This is a genomic window from Rudanella paleaurantiibacter (genome assembly GCF_009184635.1).
GTDB classification, from domain to species: Bacteria; Bacteroidota; Bacteroidia; order Cytophagales; family Spirosomataceae; genus Rudanella; species Rudanella paleaurantiibacter.
This window is the reverse complement of sequence record NZ_WELI01000018.1, coordinates 21,634-46,918: the sequence shown is the minus strand read 5'-3', so window position 1 is coordinate 46,918 and position 25,285 is coordinate 21,634. Positions and strand designations below refer to the sequence as shown.

Here is a 25,285-nt window from a genome sequence, read left to right as displayed (position 1 = left end):
AGCTCAGAAGTGCATACAATAGGCACGCACATCAAAATCAGATACCTGTAAACCGGTTCCCGGACACAGGGCACTCATGAGCTACTGACTTACAAAATTAACAGATCGGATGTGATTTTTCGGCGGTTTCAACGGCTCTTTCAGATGACTTTAATCAGGGATTACCTACTTTCGCCTTACCACCAAACGACTATTTCGCCCATGAAGCGGTTTTTGTATACTTGTCTTGTAGGGTTGTCCATAGCGGGCTGCCGCACAACCCAGCCGGTTTCGCAGTTGGCCCCGTCGGCTTCGGGCAAACCCATTACGTTTCTGCACATCAACGATGTGTACGAAATTACCCCCCTCGACAACGGGAAAGTGGGCGGTATGGCCCGCGTGGCCACCGTGTTTCGGGGCCTGAAAAAGGATAACCCAAACACCTACTTTTTTCATGCCGGTGATTTTGTGAGCCCGTCGGTGATTGGTACGCTCAAAAGCGAGGGTAAAACCATTCGGGGGCGACAAATGGTCGATGTCATGAACGCGGCTGGGGTCCAGTACGTCACCTTTGGGAATCATGAGTTCGACCTCGACGACGAGCAGCCCACTAATCTACAGGAGCGTATCAACGAGTCGACCTTCGACTGGATTGTGGCCAATGCCCGCCAGAAACAGGGGGGCGACTTTGTGCCCTTTACCAAGCAGGCAGGGGGGCAGGCTCGCCCATTTCCGGCTTCGGTGATTCTGCAAACACCCGGCGGCAAAATCGGCGTTATGGCCGTAACTATTCCCGTTAATAAACCCTACGTACAGATTACCGATCCCATTGAGGCCGCCCGCGCTGAATACGAGCGGCTCAAACCGCAGTGCGATGCGGTGGTGGCCCTGACGCATATCGACATGGTCGACGACCGGCGGCTGGCGCAGGCACTGCCGGGCCTCGCACTCATTATGGGTGGCCACGACCACGATCATATGCTCGAACGGGTGGGTAATGTGGTGATTGCCAAAGCCGATGCCAACGCCAAAACGGCCTATATTCACCGGCTCCGGTTCGATACCAACAAGCAATTGCAGGTAGAGTCGGAGCTGAAAGCGATTGACCCCTCTACACCCGACGATAGCCTGACGCAAGTGGTGGTAAACCGGTGGCAGAAGATAGCCGATCAAAGTTTTAAGGCGCTCAGATTCGACCCTACACAAGTGGTCACGGTGGCCAAAGAGCCGTGGGATGGTCGCGAAGCCGCCGTTCGTCGGCAGGCAACGGCCATGACCGACGCCATTGCCCAGGCCATGCGGGCCGCGTACCCAACCGCCGACGTGGCCCTGTTCAACGGGGGCTCTATCCGAATCGACGATGTGGTGCGGGGCAATATCACCCAGTATGATATTGTTCGGATGCTACCGTTCGGCGGAGGAATTCAGCGCGTTGCCATGACCGGCCGACTTTTGAATAGTTTACTCCATACGGGGCGGCTCAACAAAGGGCGGGGCGGGTTTCTGCAAATGGCTGGTGCCCGCTACGATGAACCCACAAGCACGTGGTTTATCAACGACAAGCCCCTCCAAACCGACCGCGATTACGAGGTTGCCATCAGCGACTTTCTGATGACTGGTAAGGAGTTCGGGCTGAATTACCTAACGCCCGCCAATGCTGGTGTGAAGGCCGTTGTAAAACCCGACCCCAACGACCCCCGAACCGACATCCGCAAAGTGCTTATTAATCATTTGCGGCAGTAGGAGGGGATGCCCCGCAAACCCTTCCCATTAAACTCCGCTAAAAGTTTGCCCCAAAACACAGGCAGGATGCAGATTTTGTTAAATGTATATTAATTCAATAGGGTAGTACTGGGATTATTGGGGAACAGGCGTGTATATTTGTACACAGTCTCTGCCACAATCCGTAGAATTCTTTACTCACTGTAACTATAAAAAAAGCCGCCCTTCAACAGGCGGCTTTTTGCATTCTTAGGCCTAAAACGGGCTAAATGGGTTGTCTATGTCTGAAAACCTTGGGGGATGGACAAAAAAATAAGCTGGTCAATCCGCCAGCTCTTTTTTACCCACCGTAACTTGTACTATTGTACACGTTCTCTTTTCAAAGAACGTGCCACAAATAAAAAAGGAATTAAAATGTCATGCAACGTCCACTGTTGTTTTTCGAGTAAGTGGTCAGTCTTTTCGGCGTTGGGTGAAATAAAACACAGGTACGCCCAGACCGGCAATAAGTAGGCCCATGCCGGTGTTGAAGGTTTTCTGGGTGAGCAGAATCACGCAGATCGCTGTGCCGGCAATGATGTACAGGGCCGGAACCAGCGGGTATCCAAATGCCCGGTAAGGCCGCTCGGCTGTGGGCTCTTTCCGGCGCAGGATAAACAGCCCCCCGATGGTAACAATGTAAAACAGGAGCGAGGTAAACGTGCAGTAATCGAGCAGGTCGCCGTAGGTGCCCGAAAGGCAAAGCAACGATGCCCACAGGCACTGTAACCACAGCGCCGTTGAAGGCACCGAGTTCTTGTTAAGCGTAGCTGCCTGCTTGATAAACAGCCCATCTTTAGCCATGGCATAATATAGGCGGGCCCCCGCCAGAATAAGGCCATTGTTGCACCCAAACGTCGAAACCATAATCAAAACGGCCATAATCGCCACGGCCACATCGCCGAAGATAGTCGACACGGCCGCCGTTGCTACCCGGTCGTACTCGGCAAACTGAATCCCCCGGCTCAGTACGTCGGTGGCTTCGGGCGATCCTTTCAGGGGCAACATCGACAGATACGCGACGTTGGCTAAGGCGTAAATGACCGTCACGATCAAAGTACCGAAAAACAGAGCGAGCGGAATGTTCCGGCGTGGGTTTTTGATTTCACCGGCAATAAAGGTCACGTTGTTCCAGGCATCGGCCGAAAACAGAGAACCAATCATCGACACCCCGAACGCCAGCAACAGGGCCATCCCCGCCAGCGGTACCACCGACCCATCGGCACTGGTGCTGCTCGCGGTCCAGGCATTTTCGAAATTGGCCGACAGGGTGCCGTCGCTCAGGCCCATGCCGATACCCAGCAGAATAACCCCGAAGAGGGCCACCAGCTTGGCCGAGGTAAATACGTTCTGAATCAGTTTGCCGCTTTGTACGCCCTGGTTGTTGAGCCAGGTCAGGAAAACAAGGCTACCGATGGCGTACAACGACCCCAGCGAGATCTTGATCTTTCCCATCGTGAAAAACGCCAGCTCGGGGTTGAGGGCCGGAATAAACACCGCCGTAAACTTCGTGAACGCTACGGCTACGGCAGCAATGGTGCCGGTCTGAATCACGGTAAACACCGTCCAGCCGTACACAAAGCCAAGCAGCTTACCGTATGCGCGTTGAATGTACACGTACTGCCCGCCGGCTTTGGGCATCATACCGGCCAGTTCGCCGTAGCTCAGGGCGGCCGAAACGGTTAGCACGCCCGTCATGACCCAAAGCATGAGCAACCAGCCCGACGACCCGAGGTTGCGGGCCATATCGGCCGAAACAATAAAAATACCGGACCCAATCATGGAGCCGGATACAATCAGCGTGGAGTCGGTGAGGCCGAGCGAACGCTTAAACTCAGTTTTTTCGTCTGCAAGTAGGGGTTGTGCCATGTAGATTTGTTAACAAAGGAGGGGCTTTATCCTGCAAGAAACGGAAAAACTCGGTACGTAACACCTGCTCCCTCGGTCGAGTTGGTGGCCGAGAGCATTGGTGCTTCCTTTTTCACTAATTTTACCCATATGCGTCTTTTTTTTATCGCCTTTATGCTGCTGGCTAATCTGGCCAGCGCCCAGCCCGAAACGCACCGGTACGCTATCGAAATTGCGGGTGCCCGCGTGGGTACGATGACTGCCACTCGCCAGACTCAGGGGGCTACCACTCAATACACCATTATCAGCGATGTGCTCGTGAATCTGCTGGTGTACAAGGTTAAAATCTATTACAAAACCGTGTGTCGGTACGAGGGGAATAAGCTCTTATCAGCGGTGGTAGAAGCCAAAACAAACCGGGGCGATTTTGCCTCCAGCACTGTCTGGAATGGCGATCATTACGACATCAAAGCGAGTCAGTACAAGTACGAACGGCAGACCCGGCAGACCGCAAATATTGATTATTCGGTTGCTAATCTGTACTTTAGCGAGCCGGTTGGGCGTAACCGGGTGTTCGCGGAGTATTTTGGCGACTATTTTTTGATGAGCAAAACCCCCAAAGGTACCTACCGGGCGCAGTTCGATGATCGGGAAGACGAGTACATTTATGAAGGGGGACGCCTGACGCGGATTATTAAGAAAAACGCCATTAAAAATTTTGTTATACGGCTGTTAGAGTAGTCTGCCCGCTCCGCTCTGACCCCTCGGTACACGATGGGTTACAGGGCCAACAGGGCAGCAGGTGTGGAGAGCGAATAAACCGAAAAGAGAGGGGAAAGCGGCCGTTTTGGAGTCTCTGTGCAAGGCCTGTTTGGGCAGCACAGGTGGTCATGTCAAATGTGCCATTTCGCCGAATGGGTCAGGTCCGGGAGGATAGACCCAGCGGTTAAACCGTTTTCTGATGATTAAAAACGTACTCGCAACCGTACTCTTCACCGTATTTCTTGCCTTCCCGCTGTTTGCCCAAATGACGGCCGACGTCGCGTTTTGTGGCGAATCATTACCCGACCATCTGCCCGCCGTGAAACAACGGTGGTTCCGGATTCTGAACCGGCAGGCTGCTCAGCCTACCCACCTGACCACCCTCAAGCGCCGGGCTTCGGTGGTGTTTCCGGTCATCGACCCGATTATTGCCAGCTACGGCATTCCGGCCGATTTTAAGTTTCTGCCCCTGCTCGAGAGTGCGGCCGTGAACCGGGCGGTGTCGCGCCGGGGGGCTGCGGGTTTCTGGCAAATCATGCCCGAAACGGGGCGGGTATTGGGGCTGCGGGTTGGTAAAGGCCGCGATGAACGCTACGACCTGCTGAAAGCTACCCACGCGGCCTGCCGCTACATCAAGCAATTGCACGCGCAGCTGGGCTCCTGGATGCTGGTAGCTGCGGCTTACAATGCCGGCCCTAACTACATTCAGCAGCTTCGGAGACGCTACCCCGATCAGCACCCGATGGCGATGCCGTACCGCGCGGCCGAAACGCAGGCGTATGTGTATCAGGCAATGGCCATTAAGGAGTTGCTCACCCGGCCTTTGCATTACCGGCAGTATTTCAGCGAGCATATTCTGGCCCAGCTGAGCAAGACCGAAGCCGAAGAGGTAACCACGCAGGAGCGCGAGGCTATTCTGGCTTCGTACACTACTCCCGAAGCATTTGTGGTTGAGAACCTGACCGCTACGGTGGTCCCAAAGCCGGTTGAAGAGGTGACGCTGATTACCGATATCGACATCGACGAGGAGGCTGTGGCTGGCGCGCCGGTGGTTGAAGTAGGCGCCCCCAACGGAACCGAAGCCGGGTCAGTCCCGGCTGGTCCCCGCCTGTTTACCCGCCGACTGGGTGAGGAGTCGCTGACGGAAGGTAAGCTGGTGTTGTTTGAAGTGGTGCGCCCGAGCGAAGTAAACGGGCAGAAAGTGTCAGTAGGCGATATGGTCTATGCCTACGTCGACATGATTGAGCCGACCACGGGCCGGGTGTTTCTGCACACCGACCGGCTGGTTGTGGCCGAAACGCAAGCATCTATCAACCTGCGGCTGGTGGCCGTTGAAAAGCCCAAACAACCCGGTGTAACCCTGCCCCCCGTTTCCGAACTCGCCAGTGGCTGGCGGCTCGAATGGGAGAAAATATGAAATAGGGGAGTAAAGGAGGAAAGGAGAAGGGAGGAAGGAGGAAAGGGACGCAAGCGCGGTCATTCTTTTTCCCTTTCCTCCCTTCTCCTTTCCTCCTTCCTCCCTTTAAACCGGTACACTATTCGTTTCGAGGAGTCGCTTGAACCGGCGGATTTCGGCTTCGACCATGCTTTTGAAGGCCGGGTTGAGAAGTTTAGACACTAGCTCGCCGACAATGCCCTGCGGTGGGCGGTATTTGATTACGGCGTGGAGTTCGGTTCCCCGGCCCTGGGGGGCATCGGTAAAACGCACCTCGCCCGCATTGTCGATGCTCGCACCAGGCACCGACCGCCATACCAAGCGGCTGTTTTCTACTTCTTCCGTGATCTCGGCATCCCACTCGATGTTGCCGAAGTTTTCGAATTTTTCGGTGCCCGGAACCGGCGCTACCCAGTGCGACCGCTTATCGTCGATTTGCGTGACCGACTGGAGGTGCGTCATGAACTCAGGCAGGTTTTCGAGGTGCCGCCAGTATTGGTACACCTCGGCCCGGGGCTTGTTAATGGTTACGACCTGAGAAATTTCAATCACGTCGGTTTGGGCTTTGGCTTCCGAGGTGTCGCGGCCCACAAAATCGTTGACCGGGCAATACCCCGACACGCCCCGGTACGCAATGGTACTGCCCAGTACGGCGAGCAACATGCCGCCGAGACCGCCCTGCCGGATACCAATGGTAGCCAGCAGGGCGCCCCCTGCCACCGACAGGACCCGTTCGCTATCGCCCACGTTAATCTTACTCGATCCGCTCGGAATGGGCTCTACTTGCGCCATCGCCGGCAGTTTGGCTTTCGACTGCTTGTGTTTCTTTGCCATGATCGTTGTCTTTGGTTATTCCACAAAACAACAAGAGTATTTGGCAAAGGTTGACGTTTGTGAGCGAATGGCAAGCCTGTCTCGTACCTTACTTTTGTTTGCCAAGTACCGACGTGATCCGAACAAAGTACGAAGCCCCGTTCATGCCCATCTGCACCGGCGCGTACTTGAACACGCCAAAGTAGCTGTTGCCATAGGCCTGGGCGTCTGGGTACACGTTGAGCAGATTGTTGGCCCCCGCCGTGAGGGTGAGGTTCTTCAGGAGGTTGTACGACACCGAAACGTCGGTAACGACTTTGCCGCCAAATGTCTGAACGGGACCAAACGGAAAACCGTTACGGGTTACCTCGCCGAAATAGATGTTGGCCAGCGTGGCACTGAATCGGCCGAGTGAGTACGTCAGCAAAAGGTTAATTTTCTGACGTGGGTTAACGGTTTCGATCAGGCCGCGTTCGTTGGGGCTGAAGAAAACATCCTCCTGCCCTTCGAGCCGGGCCGGTACGTTAAACTGATCGTCAGCTAACGTGCGGTTCAGGTTGGCCGACAGTGTAGCGTTCAGGCGTCCCTGGCCGAGCGTGTTCTGGGAGGTAGCCACCACATCAATGCCCTGCGTGGTGGTGTTAATGGCGTTGGCAAAGAACCGGGCACCACTGGCTTCGAACGGTAATAGCAGGTTCTGGATAGCCGGTACGGGCTCGCCAAACGGATCGAAACCGAACAAACCTGTCAGCACAATCCGGTTTTCGACCCGAATCCGGTACGCATCCACCGACAGGCTGAACTGGCTGCTGGGTCGTAATGTGAAGCCTAAGCTCAGGTTACGCGAGGTTTCCTGCGCGAGTTTAGGCACGCCGAGGGCCTGCGCCAGTGGAGAGTCGTTGGTGAAAAAGCCCGTGTTGCCCAGTCGGCCATTGCTCAGAATGGTGGTGCTCACGTAGCTGAAATGCTGCTGGTGGAGGCTGGGTGCCCGGAAGCCCGTGCTGAATGCCCCGCGCAGGTTGAACCCTTCTGTAACGGTGTACCGCGACGCCAGTTTGTAGTTGAACGTACTGCCAAAGTCAGTGTAGTTCTCGAACCGGCCGGCTGCGCTCACTAGCCAACGGCGGGTCAGGTCGAGCTCGGTGTCGGCGTAGAGGGCCACGTTTTGCCGGCCAAACGTTCCCGCATTGGCCGGTGAGAAACCAATAAACGACTGCGCTCCGCCCGCCAGCCCCGAGGGGTTGGTCACTTCGCCGTTGGGCGCGGTTTGCAGGCCGTAATTACGCCAGCTTTCTTCCTGACCGGCCCGGATTCGGTACTGCTCGGCCCGGAACTCGGCCCCCAGTGCGAGGTTCAGGCCGTTGGCTACGCCTTTCAGATACCGCGAGAAGTCGAGGTTGACCGTGTTTTGGGTGAAGGCATGACCCCCAGCCTTAAACTCCGTTGGTGAGCGTTGTTGCAACGACGCATTCACAGTATTGCTCACTCCAAAATCGAACCGGTTGTTGCCGAGGGTGTTGCTCAGGTCCATTTGCCACTCGCCCAGCCGGTACCGAAGCCCGGCCGCGATAGACCGGTCCTGAATATCGGAAAGGGTGTTGGGCTGAAAGCCATTCGGGAAAATAGAATAGACCATCTGGTTGGGTGAGCTGGGGAGCCGCCGGAATCCGTAGCCCTCCCCACGGCGGTAGTTGTACCCGCCAAAGGCGTAAAACTCGCCTTTGCCGTTGGCCAGTGGCAGGCTCAGGTTGGCAAACAGATTGGCGTTTTTGATGCCTGCATCGCCCACGTGGAAGTTGAAATCGTCGCGCGAGAGACCCCGTTGCGCCAGAATCTGATCGTCGATGGCGCGCGAGGCCGCCGGGTTGTCGGTAAAGTCGTAGGCGAAGAAGTTGCCCTGCGCCGACTGATCGAACAGCAGCAGGTTATGGTTTTGGGTCCGGGTGGTAGCCTCGCGGGTGTACGCTTCGAGTGAGACGTTCAGGAATCCCCCTTTGGTGCCGAGGCCCGTGCCGTAGTTGGCGTTGTAGCGCAGCAGTTTGCCATCGCCCACTTTAGTGATGCCGCCCGTGAGCTGTTGCTCCAGCGCGTTGGTGTTTTTCTTCAGCACAATGTTGATAACCCCCGCAATGGCGTCGGAGCCGTACTGCGCCGAAGCCCCGTCGCGGAGAACCTCGATACGCTCAATGGCCGATACCGGAATGGCGTTGAGGTCGGTGCCCACGGTTCCGTTGCCAAACGTGCCCTGATTGTTGAGCAGCGAAGTAGTGTGCCGCCGTTTGCCGTTGACCAGCACGAGCGTCTGATCAGGGCCGAGACCGCGCAACGAAGCGGGGTCGATGTGTTCGGTACCATCGGACGACGACTGCCGGTTCGACTGGAACGACGGGGCCACATAGGTTATCAGCTGGTTGAGGTCGTTCTGAGGCAGGGTGCGCTGCAATGTACCCATGGGCAGTACATCGACCGGAACGGCCGAGTTGAGTACCGTGCGCGAGCTACTCCGCGACCCGACCACCACGACGTTGTCGAGGAGGTTTTCGCCTGGTTGCAGGGCAATGGTGAGGGTACCTCCGGCCGGTACCACTACGCGCTGCGTGGTGTAGCCTACGCTCGACACCGTGATGGTTTCGCCCGCGCCCACGCGGAGTGTAAACTGACCCTGCTCATTGGCGGCTGCGCCCCGGTTGCCGGTGGCCTGAATGGTAGCGCCGGGTAGGGGCGCATTAGTGGTGGCGTCGATTACCTGGCCCCGGAGTTCGGGCTGCTGGGCAAACGCTCCCAGCGAGATTAGCCATAAAAGAACGGAGAATACGTGCTTCATCGGTTGGTTGAGAATGATCCATACCTGACCGGAAACCCTGTCGGCTCGCACAACCCCTTCGGCTAAGCCGTAGGCCGCTTTATCCAGTACGTCAGACTACCAACTCCTACAATCCCCAGCCCCGTAAAGCTTTCTACCGGTCGGTCGTAGGCAATGAACCCCAGCACACACAGGCTGAAGGCAATGTAGGCCCACTGCAACCAGGGGCGAAACGGGCTCGGGAAGTCGGTGGGTAGGCGTTCGGTACGGAGCAGGCTGGCGATGGCCAGTGTTCCCATCAGTTGCAGAACAAACGATGTACACAGTAGAACCTGTTCCAGTGTTCCCGAAAAAAGTAGCACCAACGTGAGTAAAATCTGTAACCAAATGGCCCGTACGGGGATATTATGGCTGTTTTCGTGCCGGAAATAGTACCAAAGCGGAAAGTCGCGGGCCATGCGGCTCGTAACGCGCCCCCCAATCCAGATGTACGAACTCATGGTAGCCACCAGCTGAAAAGCGATGCCAATGCTAATCCAGCGGCCTGCCGTAGCCCCGAAACGCCCGCCAAAAGCCACCACGGCTACGTCGGCCTGACCGGTGAGCTGCTGAACCGACGACAACCGCAAAAACACCAGTTGCAGCGCCACGTACAGCACCGTAACCACCAGCGAACCCAGCAACAGCGCTTTGGGTAGGTTACGGCCCGGCTCCCGAATTTCAGAAACGATGTAGGCGGCTGCGTTCCAGCCGGTGTAGGCGTAGGTGACGTACAGCAACGAAACGGCAAAGGGACTCGTGAATACTTCCTGCTGGTAGCTGCTGCTCCAGTCGAGGGCGTTGCCCGCCAGGGGAGCTACGTAAAAACCAATGACCAGCACCACGCCCACAAACGCCATTTTGATGAGCGTAGTGGCGTTCTGGAACAGGCTGCTGTGACGGAGGGTAATGGAGTGAATGACGCCAATGACCAGAATCAGCCCCACCGTAAGCAGACGCGGGTAGGCCAGTTCAAACGGTTCGAGGTACGACTCCATCGCCTTGCCCGCAATGGCAACCGGGGCGGCAAACCCACCCACCAGCGATACCCAGGCCGACAGGTAGCCCAGCAACGGGTGGAGTCCTTTGGAGATAAAAACGTAGTCGCCCCCTTTTTCGTCGGGGTAGTGGGTGCCCAGCTCGGCAAAGGTAAACGCCCCAATCAGGGCCAGTACCCCGCCCAGTGTCCAGAGCAACAAAATGGACCAGGTGTTTTGTACGGCCGCCAGCTGAAAGCCCAGACTCGTAAACACGCCCGTGCCCACCATGTTGGCAATCACCAGAGAGCAGGCCGTTCGCCAGCCAATTTTATGAATCGGTGGGGCCATTGTTAACTAACCAGAAACCGCTTGAGCCACTCGCCCACCGACGCATGGGTCAGGTCGAAAATCAGATTTGGAAACAAGCCCAGCACCAACGCCAGCAAACCGAGTGGTATCAGTAGCAGGCGCTCGCGAGGGGTCAGGTCGGGGAGGGCTGAGGCCTCATGCCGACTCCAGTACGGCCCGAAAAACATACGCTGAAGCGTCCAGAGAAAATAACCCGCTGCCAGCGCAATGCCCAGCGTGGCCGCAGCCGTAAACCAGCCCGGTAACCAGGCCGACTGCATACTGCCCATCAGGGTAAACAGCTCACCCACAAATCCCGAAAACCCCGGCAGACCCAGCGACCCGAAAAAGGCGATGGTTGTCAGCGTGGCGTATTGCGGCATGGTTTTGTTAAGGCCCCGGTACGAATCGATGCGCCGGTCGTGGGTGCGGTCATACACCACCCCGGCAATCAAAAACAGCATGGCCGACAGCACCCCGTGGCTCACCATCTGGTAAATGGCTCCGTTGATGCCTTCGGGCGTGAGGGCGGCAACCCCCAGCAATACAAAACCCATGTGGGAAACCGACGAGTAGGCAATCATTTTCTTCACGTCGTTCTGCGCCAGTGCATTCAGACCGCCGTAGATGATAGACAGCACACCCAGCCCCGCCAGTACGCGGGCGTACTCGGCCCCGCCATCGGGGAAAAAGCCCCAGGCAATCCGCAGAAAGCCGTAACCGCCAATTTTGAGCAGTACCCCCGCCAGCACCACCGACACCGGCGTGGGCGCTTCAACGTGGGCGTCGGGTAGCCAGGTGTGCAGCGGCACAATGGGTAGTTTGATGGCAAACCCGATAAAAACGGCCCAGAACGCGAGCATCCGGGCGGGTATTCCGAGCGGCAGGGTTTCGCCCGATACGCTCAGAAACGCGCTCGGCAGGTAGTTGCCGCCATCGCTCAGGTACCGGAAATCAAACGTGTGCACCAGCTGACCGGGGTCGATTTGCCCATTGGCCAGTTGCGCCTGAACGAGCCGGATGATGTTGGTGTCGGCCAGTTCGGGGCTGTTGATGAGGCCTGTGGCCAGGGCCGTGCTTACCGGGTCCATAACCGACATCGACAGGCCAATCATCACCAGCAGAATCAGTACCGAACCGAGCAGGGTGTACAGGAAAAACTTGATACTGGCGTACTCGCGCCGGGGGCCGCCCCACAACCCGATGAGGAAGTACATGGGCAGCAGCATGAACTCGAAAAACAGGAAGAACAGGAAGAAATCGAGGGCCACAAAACAGCCCATTACGGTGCCGGTCAGGAGCAGATATAGCGAAAAATACGCCCGTTGCCGCTCAACTATGTTCCACGAAGAGACCACGCCCACCAGCATCACCACCGCCGACAGAATGACCAGCGGCAGGCTGATACCGTCGATACCAACCAGATAATCAATCGAAACCGAACCGATACTGCCCAGCGCGAGGGTAATCCAGTCGGTTTGCTGGAGTAGCTGATAGCCGGGGTTGGCCGGGTCGAAGGCCGCGTAAACCAGTCCGCTGATGAAGAGTTCGGCCACCGTCACGCCCAGCGCAATCAGGCGGAACTGCGGGCGCAGGGTGTCGGGCAGGAGTGCAATAACCAGCGCACCAACCAGCGGAAGAAATATCAGTAAAGAGAGCAGCATATCGCGTCGTTAAACCAACCACCAAATCAATAATAACAATCCCACAACGGCCGCCGTGATGTACGATTGCACGCGCCCGCCCCCAACGGAGCGCGTCAGGCCGCCCAATCGGTTGGCGAGCCAGGCCCCGCCGTTAACCACCCCATCGACCCCGAACCGGTCGACAGCGCTGGCAATGTGCGCCAGCACAACCACCCCGATTCCGCCACCGTTCACCGCTCCGTCGACCACCCGCGTATCGGCCCGGTAGAGGCCATGCGCCAACCGAACGACGGGCTTCACCACGAGCCAGTTCAGAAACTCGTCGAGGAATCCGTACTGCACCGAAGCCCGCACGACCAGTTGGTCGGGGGCCGGGTCGCGGAGCCGGAAGCCGAGCCAGCCCCCCAGCAATACGAGGGCAATAGAAAGCGGAGCCAGCCAAACGGGTACGATATGGGCAGCCGCAGCCGGGTTGACGGGTTGGCCCAGTTGCCCGGCCGAAAATAGGGTATCGGGCCAGCTACCGTGCGCTGACAATGGATTGAGCGCAAACCAAACCCAAGCTGACAGTACCGCCAGTAACACCACTGGGCCTAACAGCAGGCGGTCGGGCTCGTGCGGATGCGCCTGAGTGGGGGCGTGGCTTTCGCCCAGAAACACCAGCCGTACCTGCCGGGCCATGTACAGGGCCGTGAGACCCGATGAGAGCAGCAGGGCCACCGGAATGCCGTAGGCTAATGGGCTATGTTGGCCCGAAGCCCAGGCGAAGGCCCCGGCCAGAATACTTTCTTTCGACAGAAAACCCGACAGAAACGGCACCCCCGCCAGAGCAGCCGCGCAAATGGTGTACGCCCAGAACGTGACGGGCATGGACCGGCGCAGGCCGCCCATTTGCCGCATATCCTGCGTGTGCAGGGCGTGAATGACGGCACCAGCTCCCAGAAACAGCCCGGCCTTAAAAAAGGCGTGGGTGAGCAGGTGAAACAGGCCCCCGTTCAGGTTGTCGGTACCCATAGCGGCTACCATCAGCCCCAGTTGGCTGACGGTTGAGAAGGCCAATACTTTTTTGATGTCGGTTTGGAACAAGGCCGAATAGCCGCCCCAGAGGGTGGTGACGGTGCCGATGAGGGCAATCACGACAAGGGCGTCGGGCGAGAGCAGCGGGTGAATGCGGGCCAGCAGAAAAATACCGGCCGCTACCATAGTGGCCGCGTGCAACAGGGCCGAAACGGGTGTGGGGCCCTCCATGGCATCGGGAAGCCAGCCAATGAGCGGAAACTGTGCCGACTTGCCCATACAGCCCATAAAGAGCAAGAGCCCCACCACAGTAGGGGCCTCGGCGGTGAGTTGGGCAAACTCAACCGTGCCAAAGATTCGGTAGGTGAGTAGTATCCCGATGAGGAAACCGACATCGCCTACGCGGTTGTACAAAAAGGCTTTCTGAGCAGCCCGGGCGGCCTGTGGTTTCTCGTACCAGAAGCCGATAAGCAGGTACGAGGCCAGACCTACCAACTCCCAGAATGCGTACATGACAATCAGGTTGCTGGCGAGCAAAATACCGGCTTTGGCTCCCACAAACAGCTGGAGATACCCAAAGTAGCGGGGTTTGTCGGCGTCGGCATCCAGGTACGAGAGGGAGTAAATCTGTACCAGCAAGGCTACAAAGTGGGCCAATACGAGAATAATGGCCGTGGGGCCGTCGTACCGGAAACCGATTGGGATAGACACCCCCGACATGTTGAGCCACTCGGCCAGAATCGGGACAGCGGGCCCGGTGGTACCAACCAGCACCACGCCCGACAAGAGTAAACCAATGCCCGTGAGCACGATAGCCAAGGGACCGGCCACCTGTCGCGAACTCATCCGAACGCCTAAAAAACCCGCAAAAGGCAGTAGCAGAATCAGCGTAAGGAGGGTGGTTGCGAGCGGGTCGTGCATGAAAGCCAATTGATTTGGCCGCAAATATACGGGCGAGAAAACAACAAGGAGAAAGATACGGGGAGTTCTCGCACCGATGGGGTATTTTTCTGTTGGCTCTATCTGTTCCTAAAAACAAACAATATTGAGTGGGCTGTACGGCTGAATCCGGGTAAAAACCGGGCGATTGTAGGTGTATAGCTCGTGGCAGTGGCTTTCGGCAATGGCCGTATGCAGGCACTCGGTAATATGCCCAAAGCCAACCCGCTCGGCAAGTTGCACGGCCCGTTTGAAATGCTCAGCCGAGACTCCGGCGGGTGTTAGCGCGTGATACTTGCTCATTTTGAGAGCAATGTCGTGCTCGTCGACATGGAGTTGGGTCAACACAAACACCAGCTCATTCAGCGTGAGCAGGGATATAAAGGCCTGCCCCCGCTGAATGGCTTGCTGGTATAAATGCCGGGCTTGCTGATGCTGCACCGGAACCTGCTCAACGTGGTAGTTGACCAGAACGTCGGTAGAGAAGTAGATCATTAGCGTATGGCGCGTCCGTACAAACTATTGCTCAGGGTGTTGATCTCCACTTCCAATGGAATTTTCTGGGGTGGATAAGCCTTCTGCAGATCTTCCATTTCGGCAAACCACTGCCGTTGGTCGGGCAGGGTGGGCGCAGGCTGACTCAGCGTGGCTTCTTCAACGGTAATGCGTACCTGTCGCCCGGCAAAAAAATACCGGAACCGCTCGAAGAATTGCTCGTCTAATTCATTGGCATTGATGTCAAACGTCGTTTTCATAACCAGTGAGAGTATGTTTGCTTTATAACAAAAGCGTCTCCAAAACGGACAGCCCGCGGCTATCTTCTTAGCGAATGGAGTAGCGCATAAAGTCCAGAGAATGAGTTACAAAAGTGCCTGATATAATGGCTCTGCGTTAGAAATTAAATAGCCCCGGAATAGCCTCTGGTTGTACGGCGATTAAGGTTATTTTAAGCTCCTGTTAAACCCTGACCCGGTTTGGCCCTCCAAGAGACAAATACCACATAAACACAACCAGTACTCATGAACAAGACACTTGCTGCCGCCCTTCTGTTAATGGCCCTCACCACGGGCGCTACGTTTGCCCAACATCGCGGTTACGGCTACCCCGACAATCGGGACCGCCGGGGGCCGCAACCTCAGTACAACGATGCCCGCGATGAATACCGTGAAGAGCTGAAAATTGACCGGATCGACGCTATAGTTGGCTTGTCGCGCCGTCAGGAAAAACAACTGCACAAAATTGAAGACCAGTACGACCGGATGATGAATACTTCGCGGCTGACACCCCGTGCTTACCGCGACCTGCAACTGCGTAAGCGTCAGGATATGCTGGCCGTGCTCACCTCCGCCCAACGCGACCGTCTGTTTGATGCTCAACAATCGTACGGACGTCGGCCGGGTGGCCCATACCGCCGGGGGTAATTGTTAGTGAATGGGTAATGTGGAATGGATAATGTACAATGTAGAATGGATAATGTAAAATGAGTTTCCCGTTGGTTATCAGGTCATGCGTTATCCATTAATTTTTACCTCATTGCCTAACTTGTAAAATAACGTGAGTTAAGGGTAAAACGAGTATCAATCAGCTGTTAAACAGATAGTTGCTGACGCATAGGCCTTCGATAGGCTCAGGCTGACGGGCAGCTCGCAAATGTGTGGTCAGCCCGGACCACGTGCGGTTGAGCTTGTCGAAGGCATACGCGTCAGCCATTATCCATAATTCACGTTAAAATAGAAAAGCCGCGTCGGATGTGTTCTGATGCGGCTTTTTGGTGTTCGTTTAACTGACGGGCGTGCTCAGTTGCTCCTCAACCCCGTCGGGCCGGGGCTTGTCTGGCGATAACGACCCCCGCCCCAAGGAGACTCCGGCCGCCGTGAGCACCAATCCGCTCAGCACCCAGTACACCGTGCGCATACCGGCGAGTTGTGCGGCCGTATGGGTAGGGTCGGTGTGTGCGCGTTGGGCATACCCGTTCCGGGCGCTGTACCAAACGGCCGCGGCCACGGCAATGCCCATCACCAGCCCCATGTTGCGCATAAAGGCAATCATACTGCTGGCAATGCCGCGTTGATCTAACGGAGCCGCATTGAGCGCGCTACTGCTGTTGGGCGATTGGAACAGGGCAAAGCCCAGGCTCACTAGCGCGCTGCGCCAGACCACATCGTGCCAGTCCCAGTCGGTGCTCAGAAACGAAAAAGCAAAGTAGCCCGAAGCCGTAATCAACAGCCCCGTACTGGCCAGCCACCGCGTACTGACCCTACTGGAGAGATACCCGCCAATGGGGGCCACAATGCTCAGCGTGAGCGGCCCGGCCAGTAGTACCAGCCCGGCCTGCTGGGGCGTAAAGCCCAGGAGTTGTTGTAGGAAGAACGGAATAACAAACAGGTTGCCGCCCGAGGCCACAAACCCCAACCAGGCCGCCACAATGGCCGAGGTGTAGGGCCGAATCCGAAACAGGCTCAACTGGAGCATGGGGAGGGGAGTACGGTTTTCCCAGATGAAAAAGCCCGTAAGCAGCACCATTCCCGAACCCATGAGCCCCAGTACCAGCGGATGTCGCCAGCCGTAGTCGGGTTCGGGGCCAAAATCAAGCCCCGTCAGCAAGGTAGTAACGCCCACCAGAAACAGGCCCGCCCCCACCAAATCGAACTGGCGTAAGCTATGCCCAGTCTGTTTAAGACTTGGAGGCAGCACCACCGACGCTCGCCAGATGGCGATAAGCCCAACCGGGACATTGACAAAAAAGATACTCGACCAGCCAAATTTGCCCAGCAACAAGCCGCCTACCACTGGCCCGGTGCTGGAACCAGCTGCCACCACGGCCCCCATCAGCCCCAGGGCCTGACCCCGCTCGGCCGGTGCAAACGTATCCGAGATAATGGCCGGTCCAATAGCAAACAGCATGGATGCGCCCAACCCCTGCACCACCCGAAACCCAATGAGCGACGCACTGCTCCACGACAGCCCGCACAGCAGCGAGCCCAGCACAAAAATGATAAACCCGGTAATGTACATGGGCCGCCGACCGAGCCAGTCGGAGAGTTTACCCATGATGAGCAGGGTACTGGTGGTGGTAATCAGGTAGCTCAGCACCACCCACTCCACGCTATCGCCCGCATTCAGTTCGCGCCGGATGGTTGGCAGGGCAATGTTGACGATGCTGCTATCGAGCGTCGCCATAAACGTACCGAAGGCTAGCGTGGCCAGTACAAGCCATTTATTGGGGGGCAACGACGCCTGGTTTGTTACATTCATGGTCACAAAACTGATTATAGAGGGGCTGTTTCTCAAACATCGCCCCGGTGGGTATGTTTACCCAACCGACCCTGGGGGACTTGGGCCTTCTCCTTTCTTCCTTTCCTCCCTTCTCCCTATTTTCGTATATGATTTACCTGGATAACAACGCCACAACGCGTATTGACCCGCGCGTACTGGACGCCATGATGCCGTTTCTGACCGATAACTTCGCCAATGCGGCTAGTACGCACCCGTTTGGCGTATCGGCCCACGAAGCGGTGAAAACGGCCCGGCAGCAATTGGCCGATTTGCTGGGCTGCGAAACCCACGAACTGGTGTTTACGTCTGGGGCTACGGAGGCTATCAATTTGGCAATAAAAGGTGTCGCTGAAAATTATCAGCACAAGGGAAAGCATATTGTTACGGTGCAGACTGAGCACAAAGCCGTGCTGGACGTTTGTCAATATCTGGAAAAACGCGGCTACGACGTAACGTATCTGCCCGTTCAACCCGACCGAAGCGTCGGCGCGGGGCTGTTAGACTTGAACGACCTGAAGGCGGCCCTTCGACCGGATACCATACTGGTGTCGGTGATGTGGGTAAACAACGAAACGGGCGTCATTCAGTCCATCCGCGAGATTGCCCAACTCGCCCACGAAGCGGGTGCCCTATTCATGACCGATGCCACACAGGCGGTGGGTAAGTTGCCGATTGATGTGGATAACATCCATATTGACTTGCTCACTTTCTCGGCTCACAAGTTTTATGGCCCCAAGGGCATTGGCGGGCTGTTTGTCCGCCAACGGCGACCAAACAAAGTAAAACTGGAAGCCTTGGTACACGGGGGCGGGCACGAGCGCGGCCTCCGCAGCGGCACCCTGAATGTGCCGGGCATTGTAGGCATGGGAAAGGCGGCCGAATTGGCACCGGTGGCTGACCTAACGGAAATGAAACGGGTTGGGTTGTTGCGCGACCAGCTGGAAACTGAACTACTCCAGATCCCCGGCACCCGCGTAAATGGAAACCGTGACCACCGTTTGTACAACACCACCAACATCTACTTTGAAAACTGTGATTCAGATGCCCTAATTATGGGATTGGAGGGCATTGCCGTTTCCAATGGCTCAGCCTGTACAGCCGCGAGTATCGACCCATCGCATGTGTTGCTGGCTATGGGCCTGACCGAAACCGAGGCTTTTTCCTGCCTGCGCTTCAGCCTGGGACGCTTCACGACGGAAGCGGATATTGAAAATACCGTAAAAGCGGTAAAGGAAGTGGTGGAGAGCCTGCGGGCGCTGGTGTAAGATTACTGCGCCAAAATCGTGATTTTCAACTTGGTATGATGCCTAATGAGGTTGAAATCAGACCCGTTAAATGTGATGAGTTCATCACAGAATTCTTCGGCAATGGCTGTGTGCAGACAATCACTGGTGTGGTGAAAGCTTACATTATAAGCGATTTTTGTGGCTCGTTTCAAGTGATCGAGCGTAATACCGACAGGGTCCGCTGCATAGAGACTTGTCACGTACTGCGTTATTGCATCACGTTTTTCACCACATTTGGCAAGCGCAAAGCCGAGTTCGTTGAGCGAGTGGATAGAAATAAAAAAGAGGCCGCTAGTAGTGGCCTCTTCCATTGCATTGATAGCAATTGGATGTAAATGCTCAGCTTTTTTCTGTTTAACAAAGAAGTTAACCAGAACATCGGTGTCAAAATAGATCATCAGTGGTTTCCTTCCCAGTGCATTTTATCAATAAGCTTATTGATATCAACGTCAGCCTCTATGGTACGGGTAGGGTATATTTTTTTTGTTTCCTGTAAGCGTTTAAACATAGCCCGTTGATTAACAGCCCTCTGCTCTTCAGCAGATAAAGATTTATCTGGGCCAGTTGCCGTGATCGTTATTGTTCCATCATCTGCAAAATGGCTTTTCAACTGCTCTAACCATTCAGAGGTTAATTCTTCAGGCTTTACTACAAACGTTGCTTCCATACTTGGGTTCGCTTTGCTGTCAGCAAGATAACGAAAAATTGAGGTTCTTTGTGCTTGATAGACCCAAACAGATAAGGATGCTTTCCCTGGCAGTAACAGGAGCAGAGCATGTAGAAAAGCACCGTTTACGGCTGAGTTTTTCGGATGGAGCCTCGCAGCTTGTCCATTTTGGTCCTTTTCTGCATAACCACCCGCATCCACAACATAATAAATATCGTCGTTTAGCCAACTTCAACTGGCATCAATTTCTATTCCTTTAATAAGTCAAACAAACGTGTGTTGATAAACAACGTTTCCTTCCACTTCTGCTCCGAACGCAGCAAGCCTATCTTTTCAATCGTACGTAGGTATTTCGATGCGGTCCGTCGGTCAACGGCCAGCCTATCAACAACGTATTCGATCTTGCTGTACGGGTAAAGAAATAAAACCTCGACCAACTCTTTACTGTACACATTGGGTGCGTCCCGCCGAATATGCTCTGCTGTCTGCTCAAAAAGAGCTTGAATCTGAAGAATTTGTCCAATGGTTTGCCGGGCTGTTTCCTCAACCGCCTTTAGCATGAACAAAATCCAGTCTGCCCAATTTTGCCGCGTTCGAACCTCCTGTAATAAGCGATAATAGTCAGCCTTATTGCGGATAATGTATCCACTCAGGTAAAGAACCGGCTCGGTTAGCAGCTCCTGTAAGATCAGATACAACACATTCATAATTCGTCCTGTTCGACCATTGCCGTCATAAAAGGGATGAATACTTTCAAACTGATAATGCTGAATAGCCAATTTGATCAGGGGCGAAACGTCATCTTCTGTATTTGTATTCAAATAGAGTTCCAGATTATGCATCAATGTCTGAAGCGTATGCGGGTCATCGGGGGGCGTATAAATGGTTTCCTGCGTCCGGTCGTTCCGCAAAGCTGTTCCCGGCAGCCGCCGGATACCCGCCTGATTGGCTTCAAGTTCCTGCTGAATGGAAACAATCCCGTTTGTACTCAAAAAGCCGCGACTCTGGATAAATCGATGGCCCGTATACAAAGCCTGACGATACCGAAGGACTTCTTTTGTGGCATTGTCTGTATTCGGCTCTTTCGCTGCTAAAGCCTGGTAGAGTCGATCACTGGTTGTAATGATGTTTTCAATCTCAGAACTGGCTTTTGCTTCTTTAAGCACCAGCGCATCGACCAGTATGGCGGGGTTTGGTAATAACCGGGTCATTCCTTTCAACTCGGCTAACGCCCGCATGGCACGGCTTTCCTGCCGAAGAATAGGTACGCTCTCTACATGCTCGCGCGGAGGAGGCAACAGAGGCAACTGATTATAAGGCTGTTCAGGTAGGAGATCTATCATGTACAATAATACGCCTTTTTTGTACATGACCCAGGTGTCGCGTACATTTCGTGTACATGATCATTGAGCGGGGCAACGTGGTCTGGGGCCGGGATTGGGATATGATTTTCCCCGTTTCACAACTGCATCAGGGGTATGTGGCTCCGGCAGTGTATTGAACTATTCTTTGGGGTACCGCTGGTCGAAAGCCACCAATGAGGTAATCTTTTGATACCTTCTACAATGAGTTGCTCAAAATTAGGCGCTGTTCGTTTTACTGCCTGAATACATGCTCCCGATGCCAGGCAAAGGCTTCGCGGTCAGGTAAAAACCGTTCGTCTTTCGGGAGTTCAATTGGTTTCCCGGTTAACGCGTTCAGGCTGTACACGCTGCTTTCGTTTTCTACAAACGTGCGGGAGACAACAACCCGGTAATGGTCGTCAATTGAAATAGCTCCCTTATCAAAGGCCCGGTGGAGATTTGGGCAGAGCGCAATACCGTTGGTGGGATGGTTGTTAAACGTTTTGTAAAAGGGGATGATGTGACACGCATCGACCATCGAGAATGAATAAGGACCCGAAACACGCGCCCCTGTTACACAGCAGGTGTCATTGTATATCCGAACAACTTCGCGCCGAAAAACGGCCTCTCGGGTGTAGAGTTCAATCTCGTACGTTTCGCCGTTGAGACGCTTCTTCAGGCCCTTCATCCTATGACTGTTATCGGCGGGTGGTTCGTCAAACATTTCGCGTTTGATAGCCTCCATCGTTACCTCCGAATTGGCCGGAGTACTGATTTGTTGACCCGGAAAGTAGCGCTCAAGTAGCGTTTGTCGGAGAACCGTGCGGGATATATCGTGCAGCAGAAGCTGGGCAAGTTTTGGGTCAATTTCGGCATAGGCTACCGCATTACTCAGGCTGTTGAAGTTGGATAAGTCGCCGGTTTGTACCCACCGCTCGCAACCCGGATTGGCCACCAACTGCCACCACGCTCCGGGCTCGTTTTTCAACCGGAAAAACGGCATCGCGAACCCCAACGTATGACCGGTAGTGACCAACTGGTTCCAGTTCGTTTTGAACAGGCTAATCAACTCTGGCGAAATAGGTATTTTGTTGTCAGTCAGGAGACCGGTTTCGTAGCCTTGAATAACCGAAAGAAGCACCAGCGGTTTATGAGGAGCACTTTCTTTGATACGCCCTCCGCCGGTATTCAAATGGGTGAAAGCGTGGACGAAGTAAGCTATTTGTTTATCAGACATGAATCAAGAGAAAGGGTTTCTAATGGTGAGTGGCGGACGACAAATATCCGAAAAAGCACCTGATTCCGTAACTTGCCCGGCTCTAGCCCCTTGCACCGCGAAATGTGCGAAGGGGTATGCCTTTTGCGTTTAGTAGATAATGAAAAAAGTCTTTCTGGTCTTGTTGGCCGTGGTGGCCATCAACGTGCTGTCGGCATTCCTGTTCTTTCGGGTCGACCTGACCGCCGAAAAACGATATACCCTCTCTACAGCCACACAAAACCTGCTGGCGGGCCTCGACGACGACGTGCATGTCAACGTGTACCTCACCGGCGACCTGCCCCCCGGCTTCAAACGGCTCGAAAACGCCGTGCGCGAAACGCTCGATGAGTTTGCCGCCCGCGCTGGGCAGAATGTGACGTATCGCTTCATCGACATCGACGCCATTGGCAATGCTGAGGCCAAAGCCAAGCAGATTGAGCAACTGAGTCAGAAGGGCTTGCTGCCCACCAACCTCTTTGCCAACGAAGGCGGTAAGCGTACCGAAAAAATCATTTTTCCGGGCGCTGTAGTCTCCTACAAAGGGCAGGAGGTAGCCGTGCCGCTGCTCAAAGGCAATAAGGCGGCCTCGCCCGAAGAGCAGCTGAACCAATCCTATGAGGGCGTAGAGTACGCGATGGCGTCGGCCATTCGGCGGCTTACCCAACCGGCCGGTAGCCGTCGGCGGGTGGGGTTGCTGGCCCGCACCAACGTGCCCCCCTCGCGGTTTTCAGACCTGTTGGCGTCGGTGCAGGAAAACTACGACCTCTTTTTTGTTGACCTGAGTAAGCCCGGCCCCATTGCCAATCTGGACGTGCTGCTGGTACCCAAACCCGACCAACCGTTTTCGGACGACGATCTGTTTAAAGTGGATCAGTTTGTGGTGAATGGCGGGCGGGCCTTGTTTTTTGTGGATGGGCAGCGCGTCGATTCGGTTGGGGCCGAGGGTACGTTTGCCCAACCGCTTAACCTGAACCTCGATGAGCTGTTTTTTGGCTGGGGCGCTCGGGTGAACCGCGATGTAGTGAAAGACCTGAGCTGCAACGTGATTCCGCTCAACGTGGGCAACGTGGGCGACAAGCCCAATATTCAGCTGGTGCCGTGGCGGTTTTACCCGGTTATCAACAATTTCGGGCGTGGAACCGGCGCGGGTAGTCACCCCATTGTGCGCAACCTCGATGTGGTCTGGACTCGTTTCGTCAGTTCGATTGATACGGTTCGGGCGGTGGGTGCGGGCAACAGTCTTATTCGCAAAACCCCCCTGTTGCTTACCTCGCCCTACACCCAGATTCGGCAGGCCCCCGTGGTAGTGGGCTACAACGAAGCCCGGCAACAGCCCGACCCGCGCACCTACAATGGGGGAACCCGCATAGTCGGATGCCTGCTCGAAGGGCGGTTCCGGTCGCTGTTTGCCAATCAGATTCTACCAACTGACCCGCGTGCGCGCGGTTTCCGGGCCGAGGCTACGGCCGAGTCGCGGGTGATTGTGTGTTCGGATGGCGATTTGGTGGTCAATGATGTGAACTACCAGAATCAAACGCCTTATCCGCTGGGCTTCGACCGGTTTACCCGGCAGACGTTTGCCAACAAAGACTTTGCTCTCAACGCTATCGACTACCTCGCTGACCCCGAAGGCGTTATTGAAGCCCGCAACCGGCAGGTGACGCTGCGGCCGCTCGACAAAGTTAGGCTGCCAAACGAGCGCACCGGCTGGCAACTGCTCAACCTGATTGGCCCCGTGGCGCTGGTGGGCCTGATCGGCGTGGTGTGGCAGTGGAACCGGAAGCGGAAATACGGGAAATAGGGAGAAAGGAGGAAAAGGAGAAAGCAGAAAGGGAGGAAAGGAAGCCTGGCGGATTATAATCTCGCGCCCGCACCCCTTTCTCCCTTCCTGCTTTCTCCTTTCCTCCCTGTTATTTAATATTCTTCCGGCGGTTGCGCTGAAAATCTTCAAACATCATGTTGCCGAGGCCCTGGAGGCCGCTGTAATAGGCCCGGCCGTTGTTGACCTTCGTAAACTCCTGCACAAACTGCTTCAGGTACGGGTCGGTGGCAATCATAAAGGTCGTGATCGGAATATCGAGACGGCGGCACTGCGCGGCCAGGGTGAGGGTCTTGCTCACCACCTTGCGGTCGAGGCCAAACGAGTTTTTGTAATACTTGATACCTTCTTTCAGGCAGGTTGGTTTCCCGTCGGTGATCATGAAAATCTGCTTGTTCTTGTTCTTCCGACGGCGGAGCAAATCCATAGCCAACTGGAGCCCGGCTACTGTATTGGTATGGTAAGGGCCAACCTCCAGGTAGGGAAGATCTTTAGCCTGAATCTGCCAGGCATCGTTGCCAAACACCACAATGTCGAGGGTGTCTTTCGGGTATTTCTGCTTCACCAGCTCCGTTAGCGCAAGGGCTACCTTTTTGGCCGGGGTAATGCGGTCTTCACCGTACAGAATCATCGAGTGGCTAATGTCGATCATCAGCACCGTCGAGGTTTGAGTTTTCTGCTCTTTTTCGGTCACCTCCAGGTCGCGCTCCATGAGCGTAAACTCTTCGACTCCGCTGTTGATTTGCGCATTCCGAATCGACTCGGTCATCGAAATCTGCTCCAGTGTATCGCCAAACTGGTAGGTACGCAGGTCGCTGCTGAGTTCGTCGCCGGTACCGGTATAGGGCGTGTTGTGGTTCCCGCCCGATTTTGAGCGTTTCAGCTTCCCGAAAATCTCGTCCAGCGCCGACCGCCGAATGGTTTGCTCGCTTTTGGGCGTCATCACCAATCGACCTTCGCCTTTTTCTTCGGTCAGGTAGCCTTTGTCTTTCAGATCCTGAAAAAAGTCGCCCATGCCGTACTTGTCGTCGGTCAGGCTGTACTGCCGGTCAAGCTGATTCATCCAGGACATGGCCTGTTCCACATCGCCCGACGTAATCAGCAGCAACTGCTGAAAAATGTTGAGCAACTGATCGAACTTGCTGCCTTCTTTTTGCTCAGGCGGAACGTATTGGGAGAATTGAAAGCCTTTCATGGGGAAATTGTTGACTACTGAGCATTATGCTCCGACAAAACAGCACGTCAGCCGGAATTGTTCGGCCAGTT

Annotated in this window: 20 protein-coding genes; 6 read left to right on the top strand and 14 right to left on the bottom strand. The window is 55.4% G+C overall.

Annotated elements, in window-relative coordinates; all coding sequences use genetic code 11:
* Window positions 1–144 precede the first annotated feature (144 nt).
* Window positions 145–1,722 carry a bifunctional metallophosphatase/5'-nucleotidase gene (locus tag F5984_RS25375; RefSeq protein ID WP_152127046.1) on the top strand — a complete coding sequence of 526 codons (1,578 nt, stop codon included), beginning with the start codon at window positions 145–147 and terminating at the stop codon, window positions 1,720–1,722.
* 432 nt (window positions 1,723–2,154) lie between these two features.
* On the opposite strand, the gene F5984_RS25370 is transcribed toward F5984_RS25375, so the two are convergent.
* Window positions 2,155–3,609 (bottom strand): APC family permease, encoded by a 1,455-nt coding sequence (locus F5984_RS25370; protein WP_152127044.1) that lies wholly within the window; start codon window positions 3,607–3,609, stop codon window positions 2,155–2,157.
* Window positions 3,610–3,738: 129 nt separating this feature from the next.
* On the opposite strand from F5984_RS25370, the gene F5984_RS25365 reads away from it, so the two are divergent.
* A complete protein-coding gene (locus tag F5984_RS25365) occupies window positions 3,739–4,329 on the top strand; it encodes a DUF6134 family protein (protein ID WP_246169379.1) in 591 nt (196 codons plus the stop codon).
* A gap of 220 nt (window positions 4,330–4,549) precedes the next feature.
* Window positions 4,550–5,767, top strand: a complete 1,218-nt coding sequence (locus F5984_RS25360; RefSeq protein ID WP_152127042.1) for a lytic transglycosylase domain-containing protein — start codon at window positions 4,550–4,552, stop codon at window positions 5,765–5,767.
* Between the two features lie 105 nt (window positions 5,768–5,872).
* Here the strand turns inward: F5984_RS25360 and F5984_RS25355 are convergent, their stop codons facing one another.
* The 7 genes from F5984_RS25355 to F5984_RS25325 form a co-directional block, all read right to left on the bottom strand.
* The gene (locus F5984_RS25355) at window positions 5,873–6,619 is read right to left on the bottom strand and encodes an SRPBCC family protein (protein ID WP_152127040.1); all 747 of its coding nucleotides are present in this window, start codon (window positions 6,617–6,619) and stop codon (window positions 5,873–5,875) included.
* 88 nt (window positions 6,620–6,707) lie between these two features.
* Window positions 6,708–9,422 carry a TonB-dependent receptor gene (locus tag F5984_RS25350; protein ID WP_152127038.1) on the bottom strand — a complete coding sequence of 905 codons (2,715 nt, stop codon included), beginning with the start codon at window positions 9,420–9,422 and terminating at the stop codon, window positions 6,708–6,710.
* 62 nt (window positions 9,423–9,484) lie between these two features.
* A complete protein-coding gene (locus F5984_RS25345) occupies window positions 9,485–10,768 on the bottom strand; it encodes an APC family permease (protein ID WP_152127036.1) in 1,284 nt (427 codons plus the stop codon).
* Window positions 10,769–10,770: 2 nt separating this feature from the next.
* Window positions 10,771–12,432, bottom strand: coding sequence for a complex I subunit 4 family protein (locus tag F5984_RS25340; RefSeq protein WP_152127035.1), 1,662 nt, complete (start codon window positions 12,430–12,432; stop codon window positions 10,771–10,773).
* A 9-nt stretch (window positions 12,433–12,441) separates the two neighbouring features.
* Window positions 12,442–14,352, bottom strand: a complete 1,911-nt coding sequence (locus F5984_RS25335) for an NADH-quinone oxidoreductase subunit 5 family protein (RefSeq protein WP_152127033.1) — start codon at window positions 14,350–14,352, stop codon at window positions 12,442–12,444.
* Between the two features lie 108 nt (window positions 14,353–14,460).
* Window positions 14,461–14,865 (bottom strand): type II toxin-antitoxin system VapC family toxin, encoded by a 405-nt coding sequence (locus tag F5984_RS25330; protein ID WP_152127031.1) that lies wholly within the window; start codon window positions 14,863–14,865, stop codon window positions 14,461–14,463.
* The gene (locus tag F5984_RS25325; RefSeq protein WP_152127028.1) at window positions 14,865–15,125 is read right to left on the bottom strand and encodes a hypothetical protein; all 261 of its coding nucleotides are present in this window, start codon (window positions 15,123–15,125) and stop codon (window positions 14,865–14,867) included. The genes F5984_RS25330 and F5984_RS25325 overlap by 1 nt, the downstream gene beginning before the upstream one ends.
* A gap of 264 nt (window positions 15,126–15,389) precedes the next feature.
* On the opposite strand from F5984_RS25325, the gene F5984_RS25320 reads away from it, so the two are divergent.
* Window positions 15,390–15,791 (top strand): hypothetical protein, encoded by a 402-nt coding sequence (locus F5984_RS25320; RefSeq protein ID WP_152127026.1) that lies wholly within the window; start codon window positions 15,390–15,392, stop codon window positions 15,789–15,791.
* A gap of 358 nt (window positions 15,792–16,149) precedes the next feature.
* Here F5984_RS25320 and F5984_RS25315 read toward each other — a convergent pair whose 3' ends face one another.
* Window positions 16,150–17,625, bottom strand: a complete 1,476-nt coding sequence (locus F5984_RS25315; RefSeq protein ID WP_152127025.1) for an MFS transporter — start codon at window positions 17,623–17,625, stop codon at window positions 16,150–16,152.
* Between the two features lie 128 nt (window positions 17,626–17,753).
* Here F5984_RS25315 and F5984_RS25310 point away from each other — a divergent pair, with 128 nt between their 5' ends.
* On the top strand, window positions 17,754–18,911 hold the full coding sequence (locus F5984_RS25310) for a cysteine desulfurase family protein (RefSeq protein WP_152127023.1): 1,158 nt from the start codon (window positions 17,754–17,756) through the stop codon (window positions 18,909–18,911).
* Between the two features lie 2 nt (window positions 18,912–18,913).
* On the opposite strand, the gene F5984_RS25305 is transcribed toward F5984_RS25310, so the two are convergent.
* The 4 genes from F5984_RS25305 to F5984_RS25285 all read right to left on the bottom strand — a co-directional run bounded on the left by F5984_RS25305 (window position 18,914) and on the right by F5984_RS25285 (window position 22,179).
* Entirely contained in the window at window positions 18,914–19,330 is a 417-nt protein-coding gene (locus F5984_RS25305) for a type II toxin-antitoxin system VapC family toxin (protein WP_152127021.1), read from the bottom strand.
* Window positions 19,330–19,800: a hypothetical protein gene (locus tag F5984_RS26645; protein WP_185155645.1), complete on the bottom strand. Its 471-nt coding sequence runs from the start codon at window positions 19,798–19,800 to the stop codon at window positions 19,330–19,332. The genes F5984_RS25305 and F5984_RS26645 overlap by 1 nt, the downstream gene beginning before the upstream one ends.
* Window positions 19,801–19,847: 47 nt before the next feature.
* On the bottom strand, window positions 19,848–20,942 hold the full coding sequence (locus tag F5984_RS25290) for a Fic family protein (protein ID WP_152127015.1): 1,095 nt from the start codon (window positions 20,940–20,942) through the stop codon (window positions 19,848–19,850).
* 253 nt (window positions 20,943–21,195) lie between these two features.
* Window positions 21,196–22,179 carry an HNH endonuclease gene (locus F5984_RS25285; RefSeq protein WP_152127013.1) on the bottom strand — a complete coding sequence of 328 codons (984 nt, stop codon included), beginning with the start codon at window positions 22,177–22,179 and terminating at the stop codon, window positions 21,196–21,198.
* Window positions 22,180–22,318: 139 nt separating this feature from the next.
* Between F5984_RS25285 and gldG the strand changes: the two genes are divergently transcribed.
* Window positions 22,319–24,001: a gliding motility-associated ABC transporter substrate-binding protein GldG gene (gene gldG, locus F5984_RS25280; RefSeq protein WP_152127011.1), complete on the top strand. Its 1,683-nt coding sequence runs from the start codon at window positions 22,319–22,321 to the stop codon at window positions 23,999–24,001.
* A gap of 109 nt (window positions 24,002–24,110) precedes the next feature.
* Here gldG and F5984_RS25275 read toward each other — a convergent pair whose 3' ends face one another.
* Complete coding sequence (locus F5984_RS25275; RefSeq protein ID WP_019989704.1) at window positions 24,111–25,214, bottom strand: vWA domain-containing protein; 1,104 nt, start codon at window positions 25,212–25,214, stop codon at window positions 24,111–24,113.
* Window positions 25,215–25,285 lie beyond the last annotated feature (71 nt).